Annotated in this window: 16 protein-coding genes; 10 read left to right on the forward strand and 6 right to left on the reverse strand. The window is 55.9% G+C overall.

What is annotated here, in order from left to right:
- Positions 1-187: 187 nt before the first annotated feature.
- Positions 188-1,171: a stage II sporulation protein M gene (locus FYJ63_RS05890; protein ID WP_154544746.1), complete on the reverse strand. Its 984-nt coding sequence runs from the start codon at positions 1,169-1,171 to the stop codon at positions 188-190.
- Positions 1,172-1,190: 19 nt separating this feature from the next.
- Here FYJ63_RS05890 and FYJ63_RS05895 point away from each other — a divergent pair, with 19 nt between their 5' ends.
- Positions 1,191-2,042: an RDD family protein gene (locus tag FYJ63_RS05895; RefSeq protein WP_154544748.1), complete on the forward strand. Its 852-nt coding sequence runs from the start codon at positions 1,191-1,193 to the stop codon at positions 2,040-2,042.
- 73 nt (positions 2,043-2,115) lie between these two features.
- Here the strand turns inward: FYJ63_RS05895 and FYJ63_RS05900 are convergent, their stop codons facing one another.
- Together FYJ63_RS05900 and FYJ63_RS05905 are read right to left on the reverse strand one after the other, a co-directional pair.
- Entirely contained in the window at positions 2,116-3,198 is a 1,083-nt protein-coding gene (locus FYJ63_RS05900) for a L,D-transpeptidase (protein WP_154544750.1), read from the reverse strand.
- Position 3,199: 1 nt separating this feature from the next.
- Positions 3,200-4,669 (reverse strand): L,D-transpeptidase, encoded by a 1,470-nt coding sequence (locus FYJ63_RS05905; protein WP_154544752.1) that lies wholly within the window; start codon positions 4,667-4,669, stop codon positions 3,200-3,202.
- Positions 4,670-4,858: 189 nt separating this feature from the next.
- Here FYJ63_RS05905 and rpmE point away from each other — a divergent pair, with 189 nt between their 5' ends.
- From rpmE to FYJ63_RS05920, 3 genes are all read left to right on the forward strand, one after another.
- Positions 4,859-5,104 (forward strand): 50S ribosomal protein L31, encoded by a 246-nt coding sequence (gene rpmE / locus FYJ63_RS05910; RefSeq protein ID WP_154544754.1) that lies wholly within the window; start codon positions 4,859-4,861, stop codon positions 5,102-5,104.
- A gap of 75 nt (positions 5,105-5,179) precedes the next feature.
- Entirely contained in the window at positions 5,180-6,277 is a 1,098-nt protein-coding gene (prfA, locus tag FYJ63_RS05915) for a peptide chain release factor 1 (protein ID WP_154544756.1), read from the forward strand.
- Between the two features lie 206 nt (positions 6,278-6,483).
- Positions 6,484-7,383 (forward strand): N5-glutamine methyltransferase family protein, encoded by a 900-nt coding sequence (locus FYJ63_RS05920; protein ID WP_154544758.1) that lies wholly within the window; start codon positions 6,484-6,486, stop codon positions 7,381-7,383.
- 89 nt (positions 7,384-7,472) lie between these two features.
- Here the strand turns inward: FYJ63_RS05920 and FYJ63_RS05925 are convergent, their stop codons facing one another.
- Positions 7,473-8,300 carry a type IV toxin-antitoxin system AbiEi family antitoxin domain-containing protein gene (locus tag FYJ63_RS05925; RefSeq protein ID WP_154544760.1) on the reverse strand — a complete coding sequence of 276 codons (828 nt, stop codon included), beginning with the start codon at positions 8,298-8,300 and terminating at the stop codon, positions 7,473-7,475.
- Between the two features lie 146 nt (positions 8,301-8,446).
- Here FYJ63_RS05925 and FYJ63_RS05930 point away from each other — a divergent pair, with 146 nt between their 5' ends.
- From FYJ63_RS05930 to FYJ63_RS05955, 6 genes are all read left to right on the forward strand, one after another.
- Entirely contained in the window at positions 8,447-9,052 is a 606-nt protein-coding gene (locus FYJ63_RS05930) for a PadR family transcriptional regulator (protein WP_154544762.1), read from the forward strand.
- Between the two features lie 2 nt (positions 9,053-9,054).
- Positions 9,055-9,804: an ABC transporter ATP-binding protein gene (locus FYJ63_RS05935; protein ID WP_154544890.1), complete on the forward strand. Its 750-nt coding sequence runs from the start codon at positions 9,055-9,057 to the stop codon at positions 9,802-9,804.
- Positions 9,797-12,790: an FtsX-like permease family protein gene (locus FYJ63_RS05940; protein WP_154544765.1), complete on the forward strand. Its 2,994-nt coding sequence runs from the start codon at positions 9,797-9,799 to the stop codon at positions 12,788-12,790. Before FYJ63_RS05935 ends, FYJ63_RS05940 begins: the two co-directional genes overlap by 8 nt.
- A gap of 238 nt (positions 12,791-13,028) precedes the next feature.
- The gene (locus tag FYJ63_RS05945) at positions 13,029-15,164 is read left to right on the forward strand and encodes an efflux RND transporter periplasmic adaptor subunit (RefSeq protein ID WP_195839349.1); all 2,136 of its coding nucleotides are present in this window, start codon (positions 13,029-13,031) and stop codon (positions 15,162-15,164) included.
- The gene (locus tag FYJ63_RS05950; RefSeq protein WP_338106851.1) at positions 15,145-15,909 is read left to right on the forward strand and encodes an ABC transporter ATP-binding protein; all 765 of its coding nucleotides are present in this window, start codon (positions 15,145-15,147) and stop codon (positions 15,907-15,909) included. Before FYJ63_RS05945 ends, FYJ63_RS05950 begins: the two co-directional genes overlap by 20 nt.
- Positions 15,906-17,258 (forward strand): ABC transporter permease, encoded by a 1,353-nt coding sequence (locus tag FYJ63_RS05955; RefSeq protein ID WP_154544769.1) that lies wholly within the window; start codon positions 15,906-15,908, stop codon positions 17,256-17,258. The genes FYJ63_RS05950 and FYJ63_RS05955 overlap by 4 nt, the downstream gene beginning before the upstream one ends.
- A gap of 2 nt (positions 17,259-17,260) precedes the next feature.
- On the opposite strand, the gene FYJ63_RS05960 is transcribed toward FYJ63_RS05955, so the two are convergent.
- Entirely contained in the window at positions 17,261-18,112 is an 852-nt protein-coding gene (locus FYJ63_RS05960; RefSeq protein ID WP_154544771.1) for an aldo/keto reductase, read from the reverse strand.
- 8 nt (positions 18,113-18,120) lie between these two features.
- Positions 18,121-19,425 (reverse strand): MFS transporter, encoded by a 1,305-nt coding sequence (locus tag FYJ63_RS05965; protein ID WP_154544773.1) that lies wholly within the window; start codon positions 19,423-19,425, stop codon positions 18,121-18,123.
- Between the last annotated feature and the right edge of the window lie 403 nt (positions 19,426-19,828).

The following is a 19,828-nucleotide window of genomic DNA, read 5'->3' on the forward strand; positions in this document are numbered from 1 at the left end:
CGACAATTTAAGCCGCTGGCGCGGCTTTCAAGGTGCTTCGCCTAAAACGTTCCACTGGAACGTTTTTTAACGGCTTCGCGCTGTGACGCGGCGCTGGTGCGGCTTTGCCGCGGCGCCGCGCCCGTCAAGTCTAGATCCGCCTCGCTGGCTAACTGAGAACGGTTACTGAGCGCGACTGGGACAATTTTCATGCAACGTAGCCGGCCTGGTCGGCGGCGAGGTCGCCGGTGAGACCGAGGGCCTTTGCGCGGCGCCCCCACACTACTACCCATGCCGCTAGCAGCGCATAGACCACCACTGCGATAAACACTTTCACTGCCGGTAGCAAAGGCGAGGGCGTCAAGAAAGCTTCTTCCACTCCGGAGATGGCGAGGAGAATGATGAGCCCAATAGCCACCGGCAAAATCTCCCGTCCTAGAGCCGCGAAGGCCTCCACGCGAGTCCGGGGTCCCGGAACCAAAATCCCCCAAAACATGCGCACCGCTACGGCAGTAGCAAAAATAATGCAGGACAACTCCAGAATTCCATGCGGCGTAATCAGCCCAAAAAACACCCCAATATCCCCGTATTTAGCCATCACTGCCCCCGCGAAGCCAACCATGGCGAAGTTTTGAACCAGCAGGTAAATCGGATAGACGCCGGTGAAGAAAGTCGCCACCATAATCACTGCAATGGTGGCGTTATGCGTCCAGACCTGGGCCATAAAGTCCGGCGCAGGATAGTTTGAATAGTAGGCAGCAAAGGCTTCTTGGGCATATTGCTGTAACTCGAGATCGCTGCCTTGGGCGGACATAATCTCGGGATGGTTATAGACCCAAAACCCCACGAAAACCGCAATGAAAAGCGAAAACAACATGGTGGCGAGAAAGACCGGCCCGAGACGATAAATCGCGAGGGGCAAAGTGACGGTGAAAAAATATCCCACGGACTTTACTGCTCCGCCCCGCGTCCCGTTGATGCGCCCCCGCGCGTTTTGCACGATATGGGTAAGCTCTATGACCAAGTCGGGGTCGGCGGCTGTCGAAGTCAAGGTTGCTAAATCCGAGCTAGTTCTCTGGTAAAGCCCCACCAGCTCGTCGACTTCTTCGCCACTCAGCCGCCGTTTACGGTTTAAAGTTTCGAGCCGATCCCACTGGGAGCGGTGTCTTGCACTGTACGCATCAATGTCCATAATGATAATTTATCCTTATATGGAAAATTTTCGCGGGGAGAAGATACGTCCGGATGTCGTTGTTACCGGAGAGGCTATCGCCTTGCTGGTACAGCCGGCATCCCTATTTTTGCGCGTCATTTCAGGAACAATCGATGCTCTCACGGCCCTGGTTGGTGGCGTTTTTACTGCAGAAATTGTGATTTTATTTTTCACTTTTGGTCCCGCAGATTCCCTGCCCCTGAAAAACGAGGCCCAAGTCAGTACCTTCATCTCGGTACTCTTCGCATTTTGGGCCTTTTTCTTCCCGATGCTTATCGAAACCCTCACGAAAGGGCGCACGCTCGGAAAATTCGTGGCCGGAACTCGAGTGGTTCGCGATGACGGCGGCCCCATCACTTTCCGCCACGCCTTTATTCGGGCTCTCCTCGGGGTGGCCGAACTGTGGATCACCCTGGGATCGGTGGCGATTCTGACCGCTTTCTTTAGCCGCCGCTCCAAGAGGCTCGGTGACCTTTTCGCCGGCACCTACGTCATCACGGAGCCCAGCATCAACTCCCGCCAGCCCTTGCTGCTGGCACCGGAACTGTCCGCTTGGGCGAGCGGGGCGCGAGTGGGAGAAATCGACGCCTCCCTTTCCATCATGGCGCGACGTTTCCTCCAGGCCGCGGGCCGGATGGAAGCCGTGGCCAGGCGAGACGCCGCCTTGAAGATTGCCTCCCAGCTCGAGCTCGCGGTTTATCCTCCGCCGCCACCTCGAACCGATCCGGAGCGTTTCATCGCGGCCGTTTTGGTCCTGCGTCGCGACCTCGAGTTCAACAATGAGGCCTCGAGGGAAGCGAATATCTCCCAAAAGTTGGCTGCGGTTTCAGCTCCTAAATACGGGATTTGACCGGCTCACTTTGCCCCGTGGCAATGCGCCTGTCACGAAAAGCGCGACGAGCCGAGATATCCCTTGTTGAACCCTAGAGGTGACTCACAACCGTCGTCCCGTTTTCAACCCAGTCATAAAAAGTCTTTGCCACGTCAACAGGAAGATTCACGCAACCGTGGGAGCCACGGTTGGGGTCATAGACGAAACTGGTTCTCGAGGGAGCCCCGTGGAGGGCGTAGTTGCCATCGAAATACGCGATCCAGGGAACATCCTCAGCGTAGTCTCCATCCCAGCCCACGCCACGCATCACCTGGTGCGGGACTTTGGCGTAGACCTTAAAGACGCCCTGAACTGTGGGGTTGAGCGTGTGTCCGTCAACCATGGCCACCGGCCCAATCACTTTCTTGGTGCCCTCGTAGCCGGTAGCTGTGTGGTTCGTGAGGTTGACATCCACCCACTTCTCCGTGCTTTGCGGCTGGTAGGAAAGCGCAGGAGCCGTGACTACGGTGTCCTTGAAAGTGGCGTTGGCGGGGGAAGTTTCCAAAGTGGCTTCGACATTGCGAGGGTCTGCGGAAGCGGGGCCAACAGTGGCATCAGGGGAGCCCTTGGCGGTGGTCTTAGATTTAGCGAAGACAGTGCTGTCGGTACCAGCGGTGGCGCCCTGAGGGGCTTCCAGGTCGCGTTTAATGTCAGCAATGGCCACCTCGGCATCCGCCACTTCCACCCCCGGAACCGGATCGGACACGAGTTTCACCAAGGCGCCGGTATTGTCAACCTCGCGATTGCCCGTCACCGGCGCCTTCTCAACCATTTTCACGCCATCTTGAACCCAGCGAGAAATCTTAGCCGAATCGAATTTCGGGGTAGGAATCTCCCCGGGAAAAGGCTTGGCAGGAGCCGGAACCGGCTTCAACCAGGAACACACGAGCCGAGGCTCCGCCACGAAAGCCGCGTCCGCCCCGATCCGCAGGGTTACCTTTTGATTACAGGCCTCCAACCTGGAGTTCTGGATTTGGGCCGCCGCCTCCTTAGACCACTGGGGTTCGTAGCCGAAGGCATACCAACTACCGCCCACAACCAGCATTAACGCTCCCAGCACGGCAACCATCGCCCCCCAAGCGGAGGTCGAGTTTTTCCCATGTTGAACCGGTAAGTGTGTGGGGCGGTAGGACATTTCAGAGCTTTCCGCCGCGGTGAATAACTACGGTGGTTCCCACTTCCACGAGCTGGTAGAGCTCAGCGGCCTCCGCAGGTTTCATGTTGACGCAACCGTGGGAGCCTCCGTAGTTGGTTTGCACCCAATTTGCACGAGAAGCGGCGCCGTGAATCGCATAGGAACCGGAGTAATACATGGTCCAAGGTGACCACACGTCGTATTCTCCGTCCCAGCCTTCACCGCGCATCCGGTTCGTCTCCCACTTGGACTGAATATGGAAAATCCCGGGATAAGTGGGAGAGGGGATAGAACCGTGCACTACCGCTACCGGTCCCCAAATCACTTGGTTCCCTTTCCAAGCAGTCGTAGTATGGTTGGTGAGGTCCACGCTGACCCACACTTCCTGCGCCTTGGGGGAGTACGGGGGCGTGGGAAGGTCGGTGTCGAGTCTTTGGTCGTTATAGGAGCCCTCTTTAGTTTCCATGGTAAACACGCCGCGGAAACTCTTTCCGGAGTTCAGCGACTCTGTGATTCCCTGGGCGATCTCGGCGTTATTGGAAACCAGTTTGGAGTTCCAAGCCATTTTGGTCATAGTGAGGAGCTTGCCGTCCTTAGTGAACTGGCGTTCCCCCGCGTCCGCTTTGACATCCACAAACTCGTCGGTAAAAGTCTTCAACCAAGATAGCACCTGTGCTTGGTTGATGGTCGGCCCATTTTCGGTTATCTCTATCCACTGGGCTTTTTCAGTGGGTTCAATAACGTGGCCAATCCCGCGCCCGATAAGGTATACCCGCGGGGAGATGAGCCCATTCGCGGTCTCAGCCCACTGGCCGAGTTCCGGAGCGGGAGCAAGCGGCTGGACTTCAGTGAACTCAACCTTAGTGGAGCCGTCTTGCTGTTGTTTCCAAGTTTCTACCGCAGCCGCGCTGACTTGCTTCGGGTCAATTCCTTGTCCGGGAGCGCCGGCGGTGACAGTGAATTGTCCAGTGGCGCCGTCAAAGGTCAAACTGGGGTCGGAAACGGAACCGGGAGTGCCGGCACTGAGTTTCCTCGCGGCCGCGGTGGCTTTCGATTCATCAAGGGTGAATTTGGCCTCAACCCGCCGTTCCACCAACGTGGAGGCCAACACACCCCGGAGATTGTCGTTCGCTGTCATCACCGCGGCGGTGGTGGCTGGGACGTCACAGTTTAATCCCAACTCCGCCAAGGAGAAACTGCCGGTGGCTGCGCCGCTAAACTTGACTTTCAAATTTTCACAATTGTCTTGCAGCTTTTTGCTGACTTCCTGCGGGGTCAGCCCCCCAACTTTAGTCCCTCCGATAACCGTATTGGGTAGGGCCAGATTCTGATAGTGGGTGGCGTAGGCGAATCCGCCCGTGGTCAGACCTCCGGCTAAAACTACAGCTGATACGGCTAGCACTGCTGGCCAGCGCCGTTTCGGCTTGACGATACCGCGGATTTCCAATTGCGGGGTTAGGTTTTCAGACATTTCTCCCTCACTCTTCCTGGATTTATCATAACTAAATTTTCAGATTTAGACCGATTCGGCTCTCCGAGAACCTGTAGTGAAAAATTCGCTAAAAGTAAGCGGCTATGGCATAATAGTTTCTCGGTTTTCTGGTTCACCTGCGAGATTGGCTCAATGGACCCAGAGCCCTTTGAAACCCTAGGAGAAAAAATGAAGAAGGATATCCATCCTGACTACGTGTTGACCGAGGTGACCTGCACTTGCGGCAACAGCTTTACCACCCATTCGACCATCCCATCCGGCCAGATGCGCGTGGACGTGTGCTCGGCTTGCCACCCGTTCTACACCGGCAAGCAGAAGATTCTTGATACCGGCGGTCGCGTCGCTCGTTTCGAGCAGCGCTACGCGAAATTCAACGAGGCCAAGAAGAAGGCCGCGAAGGCTTCCGCAAAATAGCTTGATTTAAGGTGCCGACTGGGGTTCCCAGTCGGCACCTTTGTATTTATTTAGTAAAAAATAGAGGAGCAACAAATGACCGACTTCCCAGAAGAATTCTCAGGTGTTGAAGCCCTGCTTGAGGAATACAAGTCTGTGGAAAAGGAGATGAGCGATCCCAACCTGCATTCCAACCAGGCACGCGCCCGCAAAGTGGGACGTCGTTACGCGGAGCTCGGGCGGGTGAACGCCGCGGCGAAGGCATACTTGCAGGCTGTGGAAGACCTCGAGGCCGGCAAAGAAATGGCTGCGGAAGACGAGGATTTCGCCGCGGAGCTTCCGGCGATGGAAGAGACTTACGAGGCCGCTCACGCGGCATTAATCGAGGTCTTGACTCCGCGCGACCCCGATGATGCCCGCGACGTGATTATGGAAATCAAGGCCGGAGAGGGCGGGGAGGAATCCGCTTTGTTCGCTGGTGACCTCATGCGTATGTACGAGCACTACGCGGAAAAAATGGGCTGGAACGTCCAAGTTCTGGGTTTGACCGAGTCCGATCTCGGTGGGGTGAAGGATGCTTCGATTGCGTTCAAGGCGAAGGGGAACCCCTCTCCGGAGGAAGGCGTGTGGGCGCACCTCAAATACGAGGGTGGCGTGCATCGCGTGCAGCGTGTGCCGGTCACCGAGTCCCAGGGCCGCATCCACACTTCGGCTGCCGGTGTTTTGGTGATGCCGGAGGCCGAAGAAACCGGGGACATTGAGATTGACCCGAACGACTTGCGAATCGACGTCTACCGTTCATCTGGGCCGGGTGGACAATCCGTGAACACGACCGACTCGGCGGTGCGCATCACTCACATTCCCACCGGTATGGTGGTTTCGATGCAAAACGAGAAGTCTCAGTTACAGAACAAAGAGGCGGGTATGCGCGTGTTGCGTTCGCGCTTGATGCAGTTGGAGCAGGAAAAACGCGACGCGGAAGCGGCGGAGGCACGCGCCTCCCAAGTCAGAACCGTGGACCGTTCGGAGCGCATTCGCACTTATAACTTCCCGGAAAATCGCATTGCGGATCACCGCACGGGTTATAAAGCCTACAATCTCGATGCGGTTCTGAATGGGGATCTCGCGCCCGTTATCCAGTCCTGCATCGACGCCGACGAGGCAGCCCGCCTCGCCTCCATCGGTGAGAAATAGCGGAGAGTTGGGGACGGTTTTGCTAATGAGTAACCAGCGCGTGTCAGAGCTCTGGGGCAAGGCTTCGCTGGTGGGTTAGACCTCTTGGCGTAGTTGCGTGAGCACCGAAGCCAAAGGGTTCGACCCCCGGCAAAGCCGTTTGTAGTCAAAAGGTTTGACCCATTGGAGTGTAGTGAGATACCAACGGCGTAGCGACTAGGAATCACATGAAAATCCCAGAAAATGCCGCGGTTCGCACCGCGATTAACGATGCCGCCTTCGTGCTTAGCGAGGCGGGGATTGGCAATGCCCGCGGCGAGGCGACCCTGCTCGCCGAGCACGTGCTGGGCCACCGCCCCGGCTCTAGCGAGCGGATGGATTCCGAGAAATGGCAGGAGTTCTTTTCCCTTGTCGGCCAGCGGGCGCGGCGCGTGCCGCTCCAGCACGTTATGGGCATCATGTACTTCCGGCACTTGACCCTGCATGCTCGCTCTGGAGTTTTCGTAGCGCGCCCAGAAACCGAGATGGTCGCCGAAGCGGCGATAGACGCTGCCCGCGAATGGGTGGCTCGCGGAGTTTCGCCTCGGGTTTTGGATCTTGGTTGTGGGTCAGGAGCGTTGGGACTCTCGGTGGTTTCCGAAGTGCCGCAGACCCTGTTGACTGCGGTGGATATTTCCCCAGCAGCGGTGGAATTAACGGAAGAAAACGCGAAATTCGTGGGAGTTCCGGCGAGAGTCATTTTGGCGGATGCCACCCAGCCGGAAGCACTGCGCGAGGCTTTGAGATCCGAGATGTCCCTTGCTGCATTCCATGTCTTTGCGACTAACCCGCCTTACGTGATTGAGGCCGTTACCCAGCCGGAGGCGAGCGCCGACCCGCCCGCGGCGCTTTACGGGGGAGGACCGGATGGCCTAGAGATCCCGCGCCGGTTCCTGGTCTCTGCCGTTGCTCTTGCCACCCCCGGCGCCACCATCGTGATGGAACACGGCGAAACCCAAGGTGAAGCGCTGGTTGAAGCCGCTCGTGAACTTGGTCTCGAAAACCCCGTCACCCGTCCGGATCTTGCGGGATGTCCTAGGTTCCTAGTGGCGAAGACTCCGGAGTCTTTGACGAGAATTGAGTCCTGAGCTCCATCTTCTGTCGGACTGCTCCGCCTCCAAACTACGATTTTTGAATTTATTGCCTAATAAGGCAATAAATTCAAAAATCGTAAGAGTTAGGCGCCCAACCGGAGACCGTAGCGATGCCGACGACTTTTTAGCCGCTCGGACAACCGCAGTTGAGTGTCCTCCCATTGATACCAGATTTGGGCGAAACTGAGCCTAATCACGTCATAACCAAAATAATCGGCTTCCAAATCTCGCTTCCTGTCTTCGTGGTAGTTATAGTCCGATGTGTGATAAGCCTGGGAATCACACTCGACAACCAAGGAATTTCCTGCAATCATGTCGACCCATCCTACTCCACGGATAAACTGCTGGGTTTTTACTGGAACTTTGCGCCTTTGGAAGAACAACCGTGTCCGGGTTTCACTTCCGGATTGAGCCCCGCAATCGAAAAATTTGAGCGGAAGTTGCTTATACCTGGGTAACTCCCGGATGAGGGACCAACCAAAATCGTAGGTAATTTTCTTCTTAGCCACCGCAGATTCCAAAAGAATCAGTGCCGTTTCCGGGTCGTGATGGGCAAGAACCTGACGGAGGCTGTCCTCAATCGGAAAGCAAATGCCATCGGGGAGTGCGGACGAACGATGAAAGCAGGCATCTGCTTGGGGAAGCGAAAAATGTTCGGGAAGAATAACATGAAGCCGGTGCTTTTCCGTGGGCGGAATGAACAGCCCCGCGGCATTACCTGCGGAGATGCATCCTAGCCTCCCGCCAAGTTTGAGAGCATGCAACGCTTCGGGGTTCGGATTCGGCGTGACATACCATCCGCGTTTGGCTCGGGTGAGTCTTTCGACGCTGACAAGTTTATCCAAGGCGCGACGGTCATAACCCGCCTCGTGCAGTTGTTTGACACTATAAATTCCCAAGTCTTGTTCCATGAGCTGATTTTTCTCAAGTCGGCAAACGAGGCGAAATCAAATTTTCTCAAATTGTGGATAACTTTTTTAAAGTCTGTAAACGCATTGCTTCCCCCTACTTACTAGGTATATACTTACTGAGTAAGTAAACTGTACGGAGGTCAAAGATGTCTGTCAAACATGCCCTGCTGGCTCTGTTGAATCTGGGTCCCAATACTGCCTATCAGTTGCGGGTGGGATTCGAAGAAGCCACAGACCATTCTTGGCCGCTAAATGACGGACAGGTTTCGCAAACATTGGCTCGCCTTGAACGAGACGGACTGGTGGAACACGACGATACCTGGTCAATCACGAGTATGGGTAGAGAAGAACTCAACGGTTGGTGGGCTGCGCCAGTTTCACGCACCCATCCGGCTCGCGATGAGCTTGTGATTAAGCTTGCGATGGCGGCGCTCACGAATCCAGGGAGATTGGTGAGCATTATCAGCAGGCAGCGAAGCGCCACTATGTCGACCCTGCACGACATTACGATGCTGAAACGCGACGAATCCGCAGAAACACCAGTGGAAAGGGATATCGCCTGGTCTCTCACCTTGGATTTTCGGATTTTCCAAATCGAAGCGGAACTGCGCTGGCTTGACCACGTTGAGGGACGGTTGAGTTCCCTTGACCAATCCGATATTGCTGGGATTCTTTCCCGGGTCGGAGCTCGCGGGCCTAGAGCCATCTTTGTGCCGGCCAAGGCAAGCGCTAAAAAGGGAAGTGAAGCTTGAAGATGGAAACTCCGCCGGTACTCATCCTTGAAAACGTAAGCAAAATCTATGGCTCCGGGGTAAACGCTGTTCATGCCTTGGATAACGTGAGTCTCACCGTAAATCCCGGGGAATTCATTGCCATTATGGGGCCCTCGGGTTGCGGCAAATCCACCCTGTTGAATCTCGCCGGGGCTCTCGATTTGCCGACCAAAGGCACGGTGATTATTGGCGGGACAAACCTTGGGGGAATGAACCGCAATAAGCGCGCAGACTTACGACGAGTCTTTCTCGGTTTTGTGTTTCAGGATTACAACCTTTTGCCTGGGATCGACGTGAGTACGAATGTGAGTCTTCCTTTGGAACTTGGTGGGATGCGACCGGGCGTGGCTCGCCGAGAGGCTCTTAAAGCGCTTGAAGACCTCGGAGTCGCTGACTTGGAAGGTCGCTACCCGACCGAATTATCCGGTGGACAAGCTCAGCGGGTCGCGATTGCCCGGGCCGTAGTAGGAGAAAGACAGTTCCTGCTTGCTGATGAGCCAACGGGCGCCTTGGATTCGACTACCGGGGAAGCAACCATCCGTGCACTTCGCGCCCGCGCTGATCGGGGAACCGCAGTGCTGATGGTCACTCACGAATCACGTTTCGCTGCTTGGGCTGACCGTACCGTGTTCTTGCGTGATGGGCGGATTATCGATGGAGTCGCCTCAACTTTTTATGACTTGGATCGCCTCGAATCCGAAGAAATAGCTGCGAGTGAGAACCATGAATGAGCATAGAGGAATTCCCAGGCGTCTTGGCGAATCGACTAGCGATCTCGCTCCCTTTGCGCTTGACCGCTCCATCCGTGCCTGTGCGAGCAGACCCATGCTCAGTCTCGCGAGAGGCGTTACTCGCTGGCTTGGCTCGTGGCGTGCGGCGCGTCGGCTCGCCCATGGTGACATGGCTCGACATCGTTTGCGCACCATCGCTGCTTTGGTTCTGATTGCAGGAGCCACCGCAGGATTGGTTATTGCCCAAAGCGCATTGTTTGCTACTCCTGACGGGGTAAACGCTGCCTTGAGAAAACTCCCGCCTGGGGTGCAAGCCGATATCACCACCTTGGCCATTGATGCCACCGTGCCGCTCGCTCAAGACCTTACTGGATACGGTGGAATGCCCTTCGTAAGTGGCGAAAAAGGTGCGGCCACGGCGCCGGAAATCCGCAAAGTAATCCAAACCAACCAACCAATTTACCCCTACTATGTTTCTGACAAGCTGCTGGCAGTGGCGGGAGGAAACCCTGGCAACCTCGGAACTGATTCCCTGGGAAACCTTGCTAACACGCATCTTTACGAAGCACCAAGCGCAATCCTGCCTCTGGTGATGAACCGAGAACTTGAAGCGGGAAGATTGCCGAAATCGAATCAAGAAATCGTCGTCGGGACGGAACTGGCGAAAACCATCGGCGTTGATGTTGGGGATATCCTCACTCTCAACGCCCCGCCAGACCTCGGCTGGATGAGCGAGGAGGGGATGATCAGTAAGGTTGCGGCGGGAACTTCGGCAGCATTTCGGGTCGTCGGGCTTACTCCTGGCGCGGATACTTGGAGCCTTGACGGCTGGTTCGCCGCGGCTTTCGAGAAACAAAACCTTGGACTCAACCGACATTTTTTGATGCTCGGTGATGACACCTTGACGTGGAATGAGGTTAAGAAACTCAACGCTATTCAAAGCTGGGCTATCTCTCGGGCGGTGTTGGAAAACCCGCCCGCTGCCTCCGAGCGTTATCCCTTGGCTCTGAATTGGACGGGAATGATGCGTGAGTTCATCGTCTTTGCGGGATTCTTTGTCAGCGGTGGGCTTCTTTTGCTCGCGACCCTTACCCCGGCGATTGCCACCAGTGCCTTGGAACAACGTCGTTTTCTCGCCATATTCGCCGCCGGTGGCGCGCGTGAGCGCGACTTGTACCGTGTCGTGAGTTTTCAAGGTGTAGCGCTTGGTCTTGCAGGGGGACTCATTGGTGCGGTAATCGGAACCGGGGCATCTTTGTTCTTGCTTGCAAAGAAGTTCCCAGACCCACCTCAGGAAGTCTTCAACTGGCAAGTCCCTGCGTTGGCTCTTTTGGTGTGCATCTTGGCGTGCTTTCTTGCCGCACTCCCACCTGCCCGCACGGTCTCTAAGCTGAGCCCCGTGGCAGCACTGCGTCCTGCTGCTACGTCACCTCGGGTTAGAGCTTCGCGGATAGTGGTCGGTTTCGGCTTGTTGCTCGGCGCGGCAGCTTTGGGTTTTGCCTCCCTTGTTGGGGTTAAACCGTCAGGTTCTGGGGAATTTCCGCCGCAGGCTCTGTTGCTGTTCCCCGCGGTCGGTTTGTTCCTCGCCGGCCTGGTGATTTTGGTACGTCCCCTGGTTGCGCTTGCCGCCCGCCGAGGTTCCCGTCTTCCGCTTCCGGCTCGGCTCGGTTTTGGTGATGTCGCGAGCTTCCCGGAACGATCCACCCCGGGAGCAATTGCCGTGATGCTTTGCGTACTGGCGCTCGTGGCGGTGCCAGTGTTTGTAGCGTCCATGCGAAGCTCCAGTAGGGATGCCTATTATCCCTTGGTGGAGGGCAAGGCAGCCTCGGTTACGATGCGAAATCCCTTCAGTAACACCCTCGATGCATTGGCCTTTGACAAGGCGGCTGCCGCGGTCGGCCTGGGTAGGTCAGACCGTTTTCGGATTTACGGTTTCGATTGGCCTAGTGGGAAAGAACCTGGCGAAGGGGAGGGCGAGATTGTCGGAGAAAACCACGCTGTCAGTAGCGTTGAAACGAATGAAACGTATCCAGGATCGGAATCCCAACGCTCGCCCACCCCTCAGCCCAAACCCGGCTATGTTTCGGCAAATCCGAACTATGTTTATCCCAAGATGGTGCATACTTGCCCGGAAAACCAAGCGCCTACTATAGAATCCACCATCAAAGCTTCCGCTCCTTTCGAATGTTCGGAGCAGTCTCAAATTCCGGGTCTGAGCGGCGGAGGCTGGATTGACGTCCAGATTTCGTTGGTTGAACCCGGGGGAGTGAACGCCGCCGGTAAAGACCCCGTAGCGGCAGCGCGCGCCGAAAAAATTCTGGCTCACGGTGGGGTTGTGGTTAACGCAGCGTGGCTGCTAGATGATGGCAAAGTGACTCTGGCCTATGGTGGCAAAGAGTGGAGTTTTCCCGGTGCCTTGGTGCCTTATTGGACTTCTCAAGTCACTGTCTCCGAGTCGGCGGCAAAGATGATGGGGCTTCCTGAACGGCGTCTTGCCGGGGAGATCTGGGAGAACAACGCCAAGAATCCTCTCGCCGCCGATTTGAACGAGCGACAAGTGGACAGCGCCGTGAACGAGTTGGTGCTCTACAATCACGGGCAGATGTCGCTTACTCAAATCGGGGCGTACCTCGTGCTTATAGCTGCGGCCTGGGTGATTGTGATGGTGTCCTTGGTTCTAGCCAAAGCCTCGACCCGCGGTGAGCTCGCAACCCTCGAAGCAGTCGGCGCTCGCCCGCGGTTCTTGCGAAATTTCAGTATGTATCGGGCTGTGGTGGTTCTCAGCGCTAGCGGATTGGGGCTTGCCGGAATTCCTGCGGCGTATTATCTCGTTTCCTGGATGCGGGTGGTTTCCACCGAACAGTGGCGTCGTCTTGTCATTCCCTCCGAGATTTTGGCATGGCTGGGCGGTTTTGCGCTGTTAATGTTGGGCGGCGCCTGGGTGGTGGGTCTCACTCGGGAGAGACTCGTCACTCGCCGTGAGTGATGAGCCGCCTGCCTTCGAACTACGATTTTTGAATTTATTGCCTAATAAGGCAATAAATTCAAAAATCGTAAGAGTTAGGCGCTCGCCAGGCGGAGACAAGGTTTCCGTCCCGCGGATTTCACTAGGATTTGTCAAACCCGGATACTGAAAAACTTTAGTAAGGGTAAAAATCAGGGGTTTCCCCGATAGCGACGCCGAACCGGCTCCTTTATTCTGAATATGAATGAAAGGATTCCCCTTGAGCGATGAAGTGAAAATTACACCGGTGACGCCCCCTGCCACACCGGTGACGCCCGATTCCAAGCCTGGCGCGGACAGCGTTCAGCCGGATGCGAACCCCCAGACTTCGCCCGTTGACCCCAAGCCAGATACCCAGGTTTTCCGGGTTCCAGTTACCCCAGCGGGAACGAATCAGACCAAGGCGGGTCTATTCAAGAAGAAGACGAATCTCAAGGGCAAAAATAAAAAGCGCAGGAAGAAAATCATCATTGCGGTCATAATCATCGCCATCATTATTGGCCTCATTCTCTGGGGCGTCGGCAAGCTGCAGGCCATGGCGCAGCCGCCGGTGGATCCCGAGGCGATCTATCGCGGAGACGTGACGCAGGTCATGAAAGACGATGTCATCAAGTCGGTCACTCTCAAAGGCACGCTGCAAAGCGCCCAATCCGTGACGCTGTTCTCCACCGTGAGTTCAAAAGTCCAGGCCTTGGACGTGAAAGCGGGGGATCGGGTTCAAACTGGCCAGCGGATTGCCCAGCTCGATACCTCTGAACTGCAACAGAATCTGGCTTCGCAACAGGCCAGCGCCCAAGATGCCCAGGTTACGAAACAAAACGCGATTGCGGAAGCGCAAGAAACTTACCAAAACTTCAACAATGCCCTCATAAACGGGATGAATCCCGAGATTATTGCCGCTCAAAACGCGGTGAAAAACGCTGAATCCGAATATCAAAAAGCGGTGGTAAACCTCAACTCGATGGCTCAACAAAAGCGTGACGGCACTTTGCAATCTGTCTTGGAGCAAGACCAGGCTTTGCGTCAGGCCTACCAAGAGCTGGAAAACACCAAGCTGGATAAAGCCCGTATCGATGCTGCCCTGAAAGATGCCGACAAACTGCGTTCTACGGAGGCGATGAAACTGGAGGGCGACCGCGCCGATCTGGCCTCAACTCAGCGTTCTTTGGCTCAAAAAGTTGAGCTACTAAAAAGCACTACCGACCCGGATGCGAAGGCTGCCCTGGAAGAGGAAATCGCTGCCTTGAACGGAGAAGTCATCAGTTTGCAAGCCGCTGTGGAGCAAGGTGAGGCCAGCGTGGGCGCGGCTAAAGATAGCTACGATGGAACCTATTCTGAATCCAAGGCCGCTAATCTGAAACTTCAGCAGGTCAAAGAGAATCTTGGTCTCGCGCGTCGGCAAGCTCGCCAAGCGCTGAAAGCAATCGACAAGCAGCTCGCTGAGGCACGTGATGCGGTCAACAAGGCTCAAGACGGTATTGCCGAGGCGAAAGTGAGTCTTCAACAGGCTCAAATAGCCGCCAATACACAAAATAATGCCAACATTCGGGCGCTTCGCGCCGCCCAACAAGCCGGGGGAACCGCGGAGACCGGACAGGCCATTTCGAAACTGCGCACCGAAATCAACTCCGCCACGGTCACTTCCCCCATTAACGGCATTGTGACTTCGGTCGGTGTCAAGGTCGGAGCCGCTGCGGAAGGCGCGATTGCGGTAGTGGAAGATGACAACAACTTGGTGATCTCCACTGCGGTCAAAGAAAAGGACGTCGCGAAACTGAAGCTCGGCAATGAGGTTCATTTCACGACTCCGGCTACTGGCGACAAAGAATTTACCGGGGTGATTGCCTTTGTGTCTCCCGCCGCCACCGTCGCCGCGCCAGTCTCGGACGCTAACGCCGGTCCGAGCGGGGGCGACTCCTCTGGAGGAGGGGTGACGTTCCCCGTCGAAATCAAGGTTACGGGAGACTTGGACGGGCTACGGCTCGGGTCTTCCGTAAAAGCCAAGGCAGTTACCGAGGGACAGCGCGGAGTTCTCACGGTTCCTTCCAGCGCTTTGGTGGATTCCCCGAGCTTCGTGCCTGATGAGAAAGCCGGAGACAACGTTGAGTGGCCAAAGTCGATTCTCGTCGTGGACGGGGTTGAGGAGAATAAACCGAAAATCCGTGAAATCCAGGTGAAGGTTTTGGTGGAGGCCTCCGGAACGGCTGCTATCAGCGGAGACGGCCTGGAAGAGGGACTGAATGTCCTCAACAATGCGACTGACTATATTCAACTCGTAGGTGAAGGCAGCCCGCATTTTGTTGATACCCCGATTCACGGAGAAATGGAGATGCCCGGTGGGACCCTCGGCTACTAATCTCCAAACATCCGCGCCGGTTCATTCCCCAGGGGAGGCCACCAAGAGCCAACCGGTCATCAATATGCAAGGAATCGTGAAGCGCTTCTTTGAGGGAACCGACCATGAACTCACGGTTTTGAAGGGCTTTGACCTCGCGATCTACCCGGGGGAATTCGTCTCTATCGTGGGATCTTCCGGTTCGGGTAAATCCACTTTGATGAACATTATCGGCTTGCTGGATCGCCCCACGGAGGGGCAGTATTATCTTGCCGGACAGGATATGGGCGAAGCCGATGACGATGATATGGCCTTGTTGCGCTCGCTATCTATCGGATTCGTGTTCCAGAATTTCAACCTCGTGGGCCGCACGGATGCCCAGAAAAACGTGGAACTGCCGATGATGTATGCCGGGGTGGGACGCACGGAACGGCGGGCTAGAGCCGCGGAGCTTCTCGAGCTTGTCGGGGTGGCAGACCGCGCCCACCACCAGCCCAATGAGCTCTCCGGTGGGCAAAAGCAGCGTGTCGCGATTGCGCGGGCGATGGCTAATGATCCGGATATTATCTTGGCTGATGAGCCTACCGGTGCGCTTGACACGGAGACGGGGCTGCTCGTGATGGGTCTGTTTCACAAGTTGCACCGCGAACAGGGGAAAACCATTGTTCTCATCACTCACAACCCCGAGTTGGCGGAGCAAACTGAGCGGATTCTCCATATGCGCGATGGCCTCATCGCGGCGACAGATAGGGGAGACACACAATGACGCTTGGTGAAAACCTGCGCCTAGCCTTGACCGGCCTGTGGGCGAACAAGATGCGGGCTCTTTTGACTTTGCTCGGCATCATTATCGGGATCGCGGCAGTCGTGACGATTCTGGCGCTGTCTTCGGGAATCACTAACTCGGTCACCAAGTCGCTGTCCGGCTTGGGCGGACAAGATCTTTATCTCATGGTTGACAGTAAACAGAACATTCAACAGATGCAGGCCTCCACCTCAGGAGCCCAAGTTTCTGACTCTAGTGACACTTCAGACGGAGACGATGAGGCAGACGAGGAAGACTCCGCGAATCAGTGGGCGGAAATGACTGACAGCGACTACATCACGATGGATTTTGTCAATCAGATGCGTGCCGATTTTCCCGATGAAATCGAGGGAGTCTCGATCCAAACCTCTGGGACTTCGGGAACAGCTACCGCCAAAGGGAAAGACACCAATGCCGACTCAACCGGCGCTAACCAGGATTTCCTGGTCGGTTCCAACAAGGAAATGATTGCGGGAAGATCTTTCAGCGCCGAAGAAGCCGATGGAGGAGAAGCCGTTGCCGTCATCTCTGAAAAGATGGCTAAAGACCTGTTCCCAGGAGGGCCCGAGACGGCGGTGGGTCAAAGTTTTGAATACTCCACTGACGCTAATGACATGAGTTTTCAGATTGTGGGAGTTTACAAGGAGGTTCAGGCACAGGGGGCTGCAGGTGCTCTGTTGGGCAATATGGGGGCAGGCAACGAAGACTCCTTTTTTTTCCCTTATCCTTTAGGCGAAGACGTTACAGGCTATGCCGACGAAAATAATATGTATGCTATTGTGCGTCCTCAGCCTGGAACTGATATGGACAAGTTTCAATCGAAACTCCAACGATACATGGATTCGCATTGGGAACAAAGTCAATACGGGGTAATGATTCAATCCATGGAGCAATCCATGGAAAGCATCAAACAGGTTTTCGGAGCAATCTCTATAGGTTTATCAATTATTGCTGGTTTGAGCTTGCTGGTTGGCGGCATCGGAGTGATGAACATTATGCTAGTCTCCGTAACTGAGAGAACCCGCGAGATCGGGATTCGTAAAGCTCTCGGAGCCACCCGCAGAAACATTAAAACCCAGTTCCTTATTGAGGCAATGATGGTGTGTCTTCTCGGTGGTCTTCTTGGCGTGCTGTTTGGTGGTTTGGCGGGATTCCTGGGAGGCAAAGCCATGAGCGTGGACGCGATTCCGCCGCTCGGCGCGGTGATCTTCGCCCTGGCGTTCTCCGTCGGGATTGGGGTTTTCTTCGGCTACTATCCGGCCTCGAAAGCGGCGAAACTCGACCCCATCGAAGCCCTGCGCTTCGAGTGAGCCTAGTTGACGCGGTCCGGGTGGGAGCCGGTGCGTCCGGCTTCGCCGCGGTCGAGTGAATCTAGGGCAGCGCGAGCCTCTTCATCAAGGCAGAGACTCAAAACCGCGAAGTTTTCTTCCATACGCGAGCGGTGATTCGACTTCGGGATAACCACGTCGCCGCGATCCAGAGCCCAGCGCAGCACAACCTGGGCCGGGGTGCTGCCCAAGCGCTCGGCAGTCTCCAGCAACTGCGGAGAATCGAAGAATCTCCCGCGAGCCAGCGGCGACCAGGCCTCGATGACCGCGCCATGCGCTTTGCTGAACTCCCTGACGGCATCGTTAGTGAACCAGGGGTGAACCTCTACCTGGTTCACCGCGGGAAACTCGCCAACCTCATCAAGAAGCCGTTCCAGGTGCGACACCTGGAAATTCGACACTCCAACGTGACGGGCGAGCCCAGCGTCGCGAAACTCCAACATTAAGCGCCACAAATTCGGAAAACTCCCGCCATAGGACTCCGGCATCGGCCAGTGGATCAAAAACAAATCCACATAGTCAACGCGGAGCCGCTCCAGGGACTCCGCGAAGGTCCTCCTCGCATCGGCTTCCGCGTGGTTCGGATTATTGAGCTTTGTCGTCAAAAACAGTTCCCCGCGAGGAATCCCGCTGGCTGAAAGCGCCGCTCCAACTTCCGCCTCGTTGCCGTACATCTGAGCGGTATCGATATGGCGATACCCCACTTCGAGCGCGGTTTCGACGATTTCTTGAGCCGAGGCGGGCGCGACCTTGTAGGTTCCGAAACCGAGCTGGGGGATGGTTCCTCCCGCGCGGTCTTGGAGGGGGAGGGTGGGAACAAGGGGATTCAGAGCCATGGTCTGTCCTATTTCACTGATTTCACTCTGAGAATGGCGACAGCGCCAAGAACAAACCAAGCCGCGCAAACCCCGAAAAGAATCGAATAACCGGTGTCGTGGTTGCTCACTAAACCGAGACTCGTCATCGCCAAAATTGGGGAAATCACTTGGGGGAGTGCGGCGGCGGTATTGAAAATTCCCAGGTCTCGACCGGTGTCATCCGAGGGCGGCAAAACCTGGGTCGTCAGGGCGAAGTGGACGGGAATGAAACAGCCGTGACCCACCCCGAGGAAAATCGAGGACACCAGTGCGGCTTCCCAACTGTGAAAGAATGCCAGAATCAGGGCAGACACGGCCATGAGGATACCGGAGACAATGATGAGGGGTTTGCGCTTGCCTTGATAGTCGGAGATGAGTCCAGCCATGACCGAAATCACCACGGTCAAGCCGGTAAAAATCCCCGAAAGAATCAATACGCCGTATTGCGGATTCGGGTGGTGAACCACATCCATGAGGTAATACAGCAGGTAGAGGGTGATAATTCCAAATGGGGTAAGCACCATGAGTCGCACAAACCAAGCCCAGAAGAAATCCGGATAGTTCCGCGGAGAAATCCAAAACCGAGAAAGGAATTTCGTCATGCGGTAGGACTCGTCTCGGTGAGAGACGTAGCGGTCGCGGGAGCGCCACAGGTAAGGAATGACCGACACGCAAAGCAGGGTGATACAGGCCACGTACCCTATGACGATTCCTCCCGCCGCCACCGCCACACCGGTTCCCGCGAGGGCCCCCAGATTCTGGCCAGCCGCCATCCAGCCACTCATCTCCCCGCGTCTCTCCACTACGATGCGGTCATTGAGTGTGGCTGAAAGGGCCGCGAAGGCGGCATTTACTCCTGCTTGGACGAGCGCCCAGGAGAGAACCATGGCCCAAACCGACCAAGAAGCCGCTAGGAAAACCAGGCCGAAGACCCCGATGAGGGTTCCGCCCAAAACCCAGGGGGCGCGCCTGCCGTAGCGGGAAGTAGTGTGGTCAGACAAGGCTCCGAAGAAAGGATTGGAGACCATCGACACGAAAGCGCCAAAACCGGTGACAAGGGAAAGAACCAGTTCCTTATCCGAGGGAGCGATGAAGGCTGCTTGGAGACCCAACAGGACTTGAATCGGCCCGAACCAGGCGGCATAGAAACCGATCTCTGCGAGAGTGACTGCGGCGCGCCAAGATCCCTCGGGTTTCACCAAAGGTGCATGGATGTCCTCTTTGGCTTCAAAATACCCCTTGGGGATTTGCGAAATGTAGGGCGAACCCGGTTCGTTCTCCTCTGTCCTCATGCGACACAGCTTACAGCCTCGTTTCGGGTTTTGATGGCTTTTGCTGTAAAAGGGAAGAGATTAGATTACAGCAGCCTCATTGAAGCGACTCGCAGTCACATTAATTAGGGATTATGCTGGGTGCGGTGGTATCGGCTGGTTAAGGAAACCTTTTATTCTTGATCTATTTCAGTGTATTTGCAGCCGTGAATATCGGGAGGGGGCTAATCCAGTGATACTGATATTCAGGTGCCAGACAGTTCTTGCGGAATGCTTTCCCATACTCCTTTTGGGAAACCACCTCCGACTGATCTGTTGTTGATGAATAAAAGTATCAGTAATGAGCCGCGTTACGCCAGAAACGTGACGGCTTGAAGATCATGACATAACGGACGTCTGCGTTGGCGTTGATGCTCTAAAGCGC

The organism is Mobiluncus porci (assembly GCF_009695935.1).
In the GTDB taxonomy this organism is placed as follows: Bacteria; Actinomycetota; Actinomycetes; order Actinomycetales; family Actinomycetaceae; genus Mobiluncus; species Mobiluncus porci.

Excerpts from the sequence above, each read along its gene's own strand:
- FYJ63_RS05905 (WP_154544752.1), bottom strand. The coding sequence starts at position 4,669 with ATGTCTGAAAACCTAACCCCGCAATTGGAAATCCGCGGTATCGTCAAG.
- FYJ63_RS05925 (WP_154544760.1), bottom strand. The coding sequence starts at position 8,300 with ATGGAACAAGACTTGGGAATTTATAGTGTCAAACAACTGCACGAGGCG.
- FYJ63_RS05895 (WP_154544748.1), top strand. The coding sequence starts at position 1,191 with ATGGAAAATTTTCGCGGGGAGAAGATACGTCCGGATGTCGTTGTTACC.
- FYJ63_RS05960 (WP_154544771.1), bottom strand. The coding sequence starts at position 18,112 with ATGGCTCTGAATCCCCTTGTTCCCACCCTCCCCCTCCAAGACCGCGCG.
- FYJ63_RS05930 (WP_154544762.1), top strand. The coding sequence starts at position 8,447 with ATGTCTGTCAAACATGCCCTGCTGGCTCTGTTGAATCTGGGTCCCAAT.
- FYJ63_RS05940 (WP_154544765.1), top strand. The coding sequence starts at position 9,797 with ATGAATGAGCATAGAGGAATTCCCAGGCGTCTTGGCGAATCGACTAGC.
- FYJ63_RS05965 (WP_154544773.1), bottom strand. The coding sequence starts at position 19,425 with ATGAGGACAGAGGAGAACGAACCGGGTTCGCCCTACATTTCGCAAATC.
- FYJ63_RS05935 (WP_154544890.1), top strand. The coding sequence starts at position 9,055 with ATGGAAACTCCGCCGGTACTCATCCTTGAAAACGTAAGCAAAATCTAT.
- prfA (WP_154544756.1), top strand. The coding sequence starts at position 5,180 with ATGACCGACTTCCCAGAAGAATTCTCAGGTGTTGAAGCCCTGCTTGAG.
- FYJ63_RS05955 (WP_154544769.1), top strand. The coding sequence starts at position 15,906 with ATGACGCTTGGTGAAAACCTGCGCCTAGCCTTGACCGGCCTGTGGGCG.
- FYJ63_RS05920 (WP_154544758.1), top strand. The coding sequence starts at position 6,484 with ATGAAAATCCCAGAAAATGCCGCGGTTCGCACCGCGATTAACGATGCC.
- FYJ63_RS05900 (WP_154544750.1), bottom strand. The coding sequence starts at position 3,198 with ATGTCCTACCGCCCCACACACTTACCGGTTCAACATGGGAAAAACTCG.
- FYJ63_RS05890 (WP_154544746.1), bottom strand. The coding sequence starts at position 1,171 with ATGGACATTGATGCGTACAGTGCAAGACACCGCTCCCAGTGGGATCGG.
- rpmE (WP_154544754.1), top strand. The coding sequence starts at position 4,859 with ATGAAGAAGGATATCCATCCTGACTACGTGTTGACCGAGGTGACCTGC.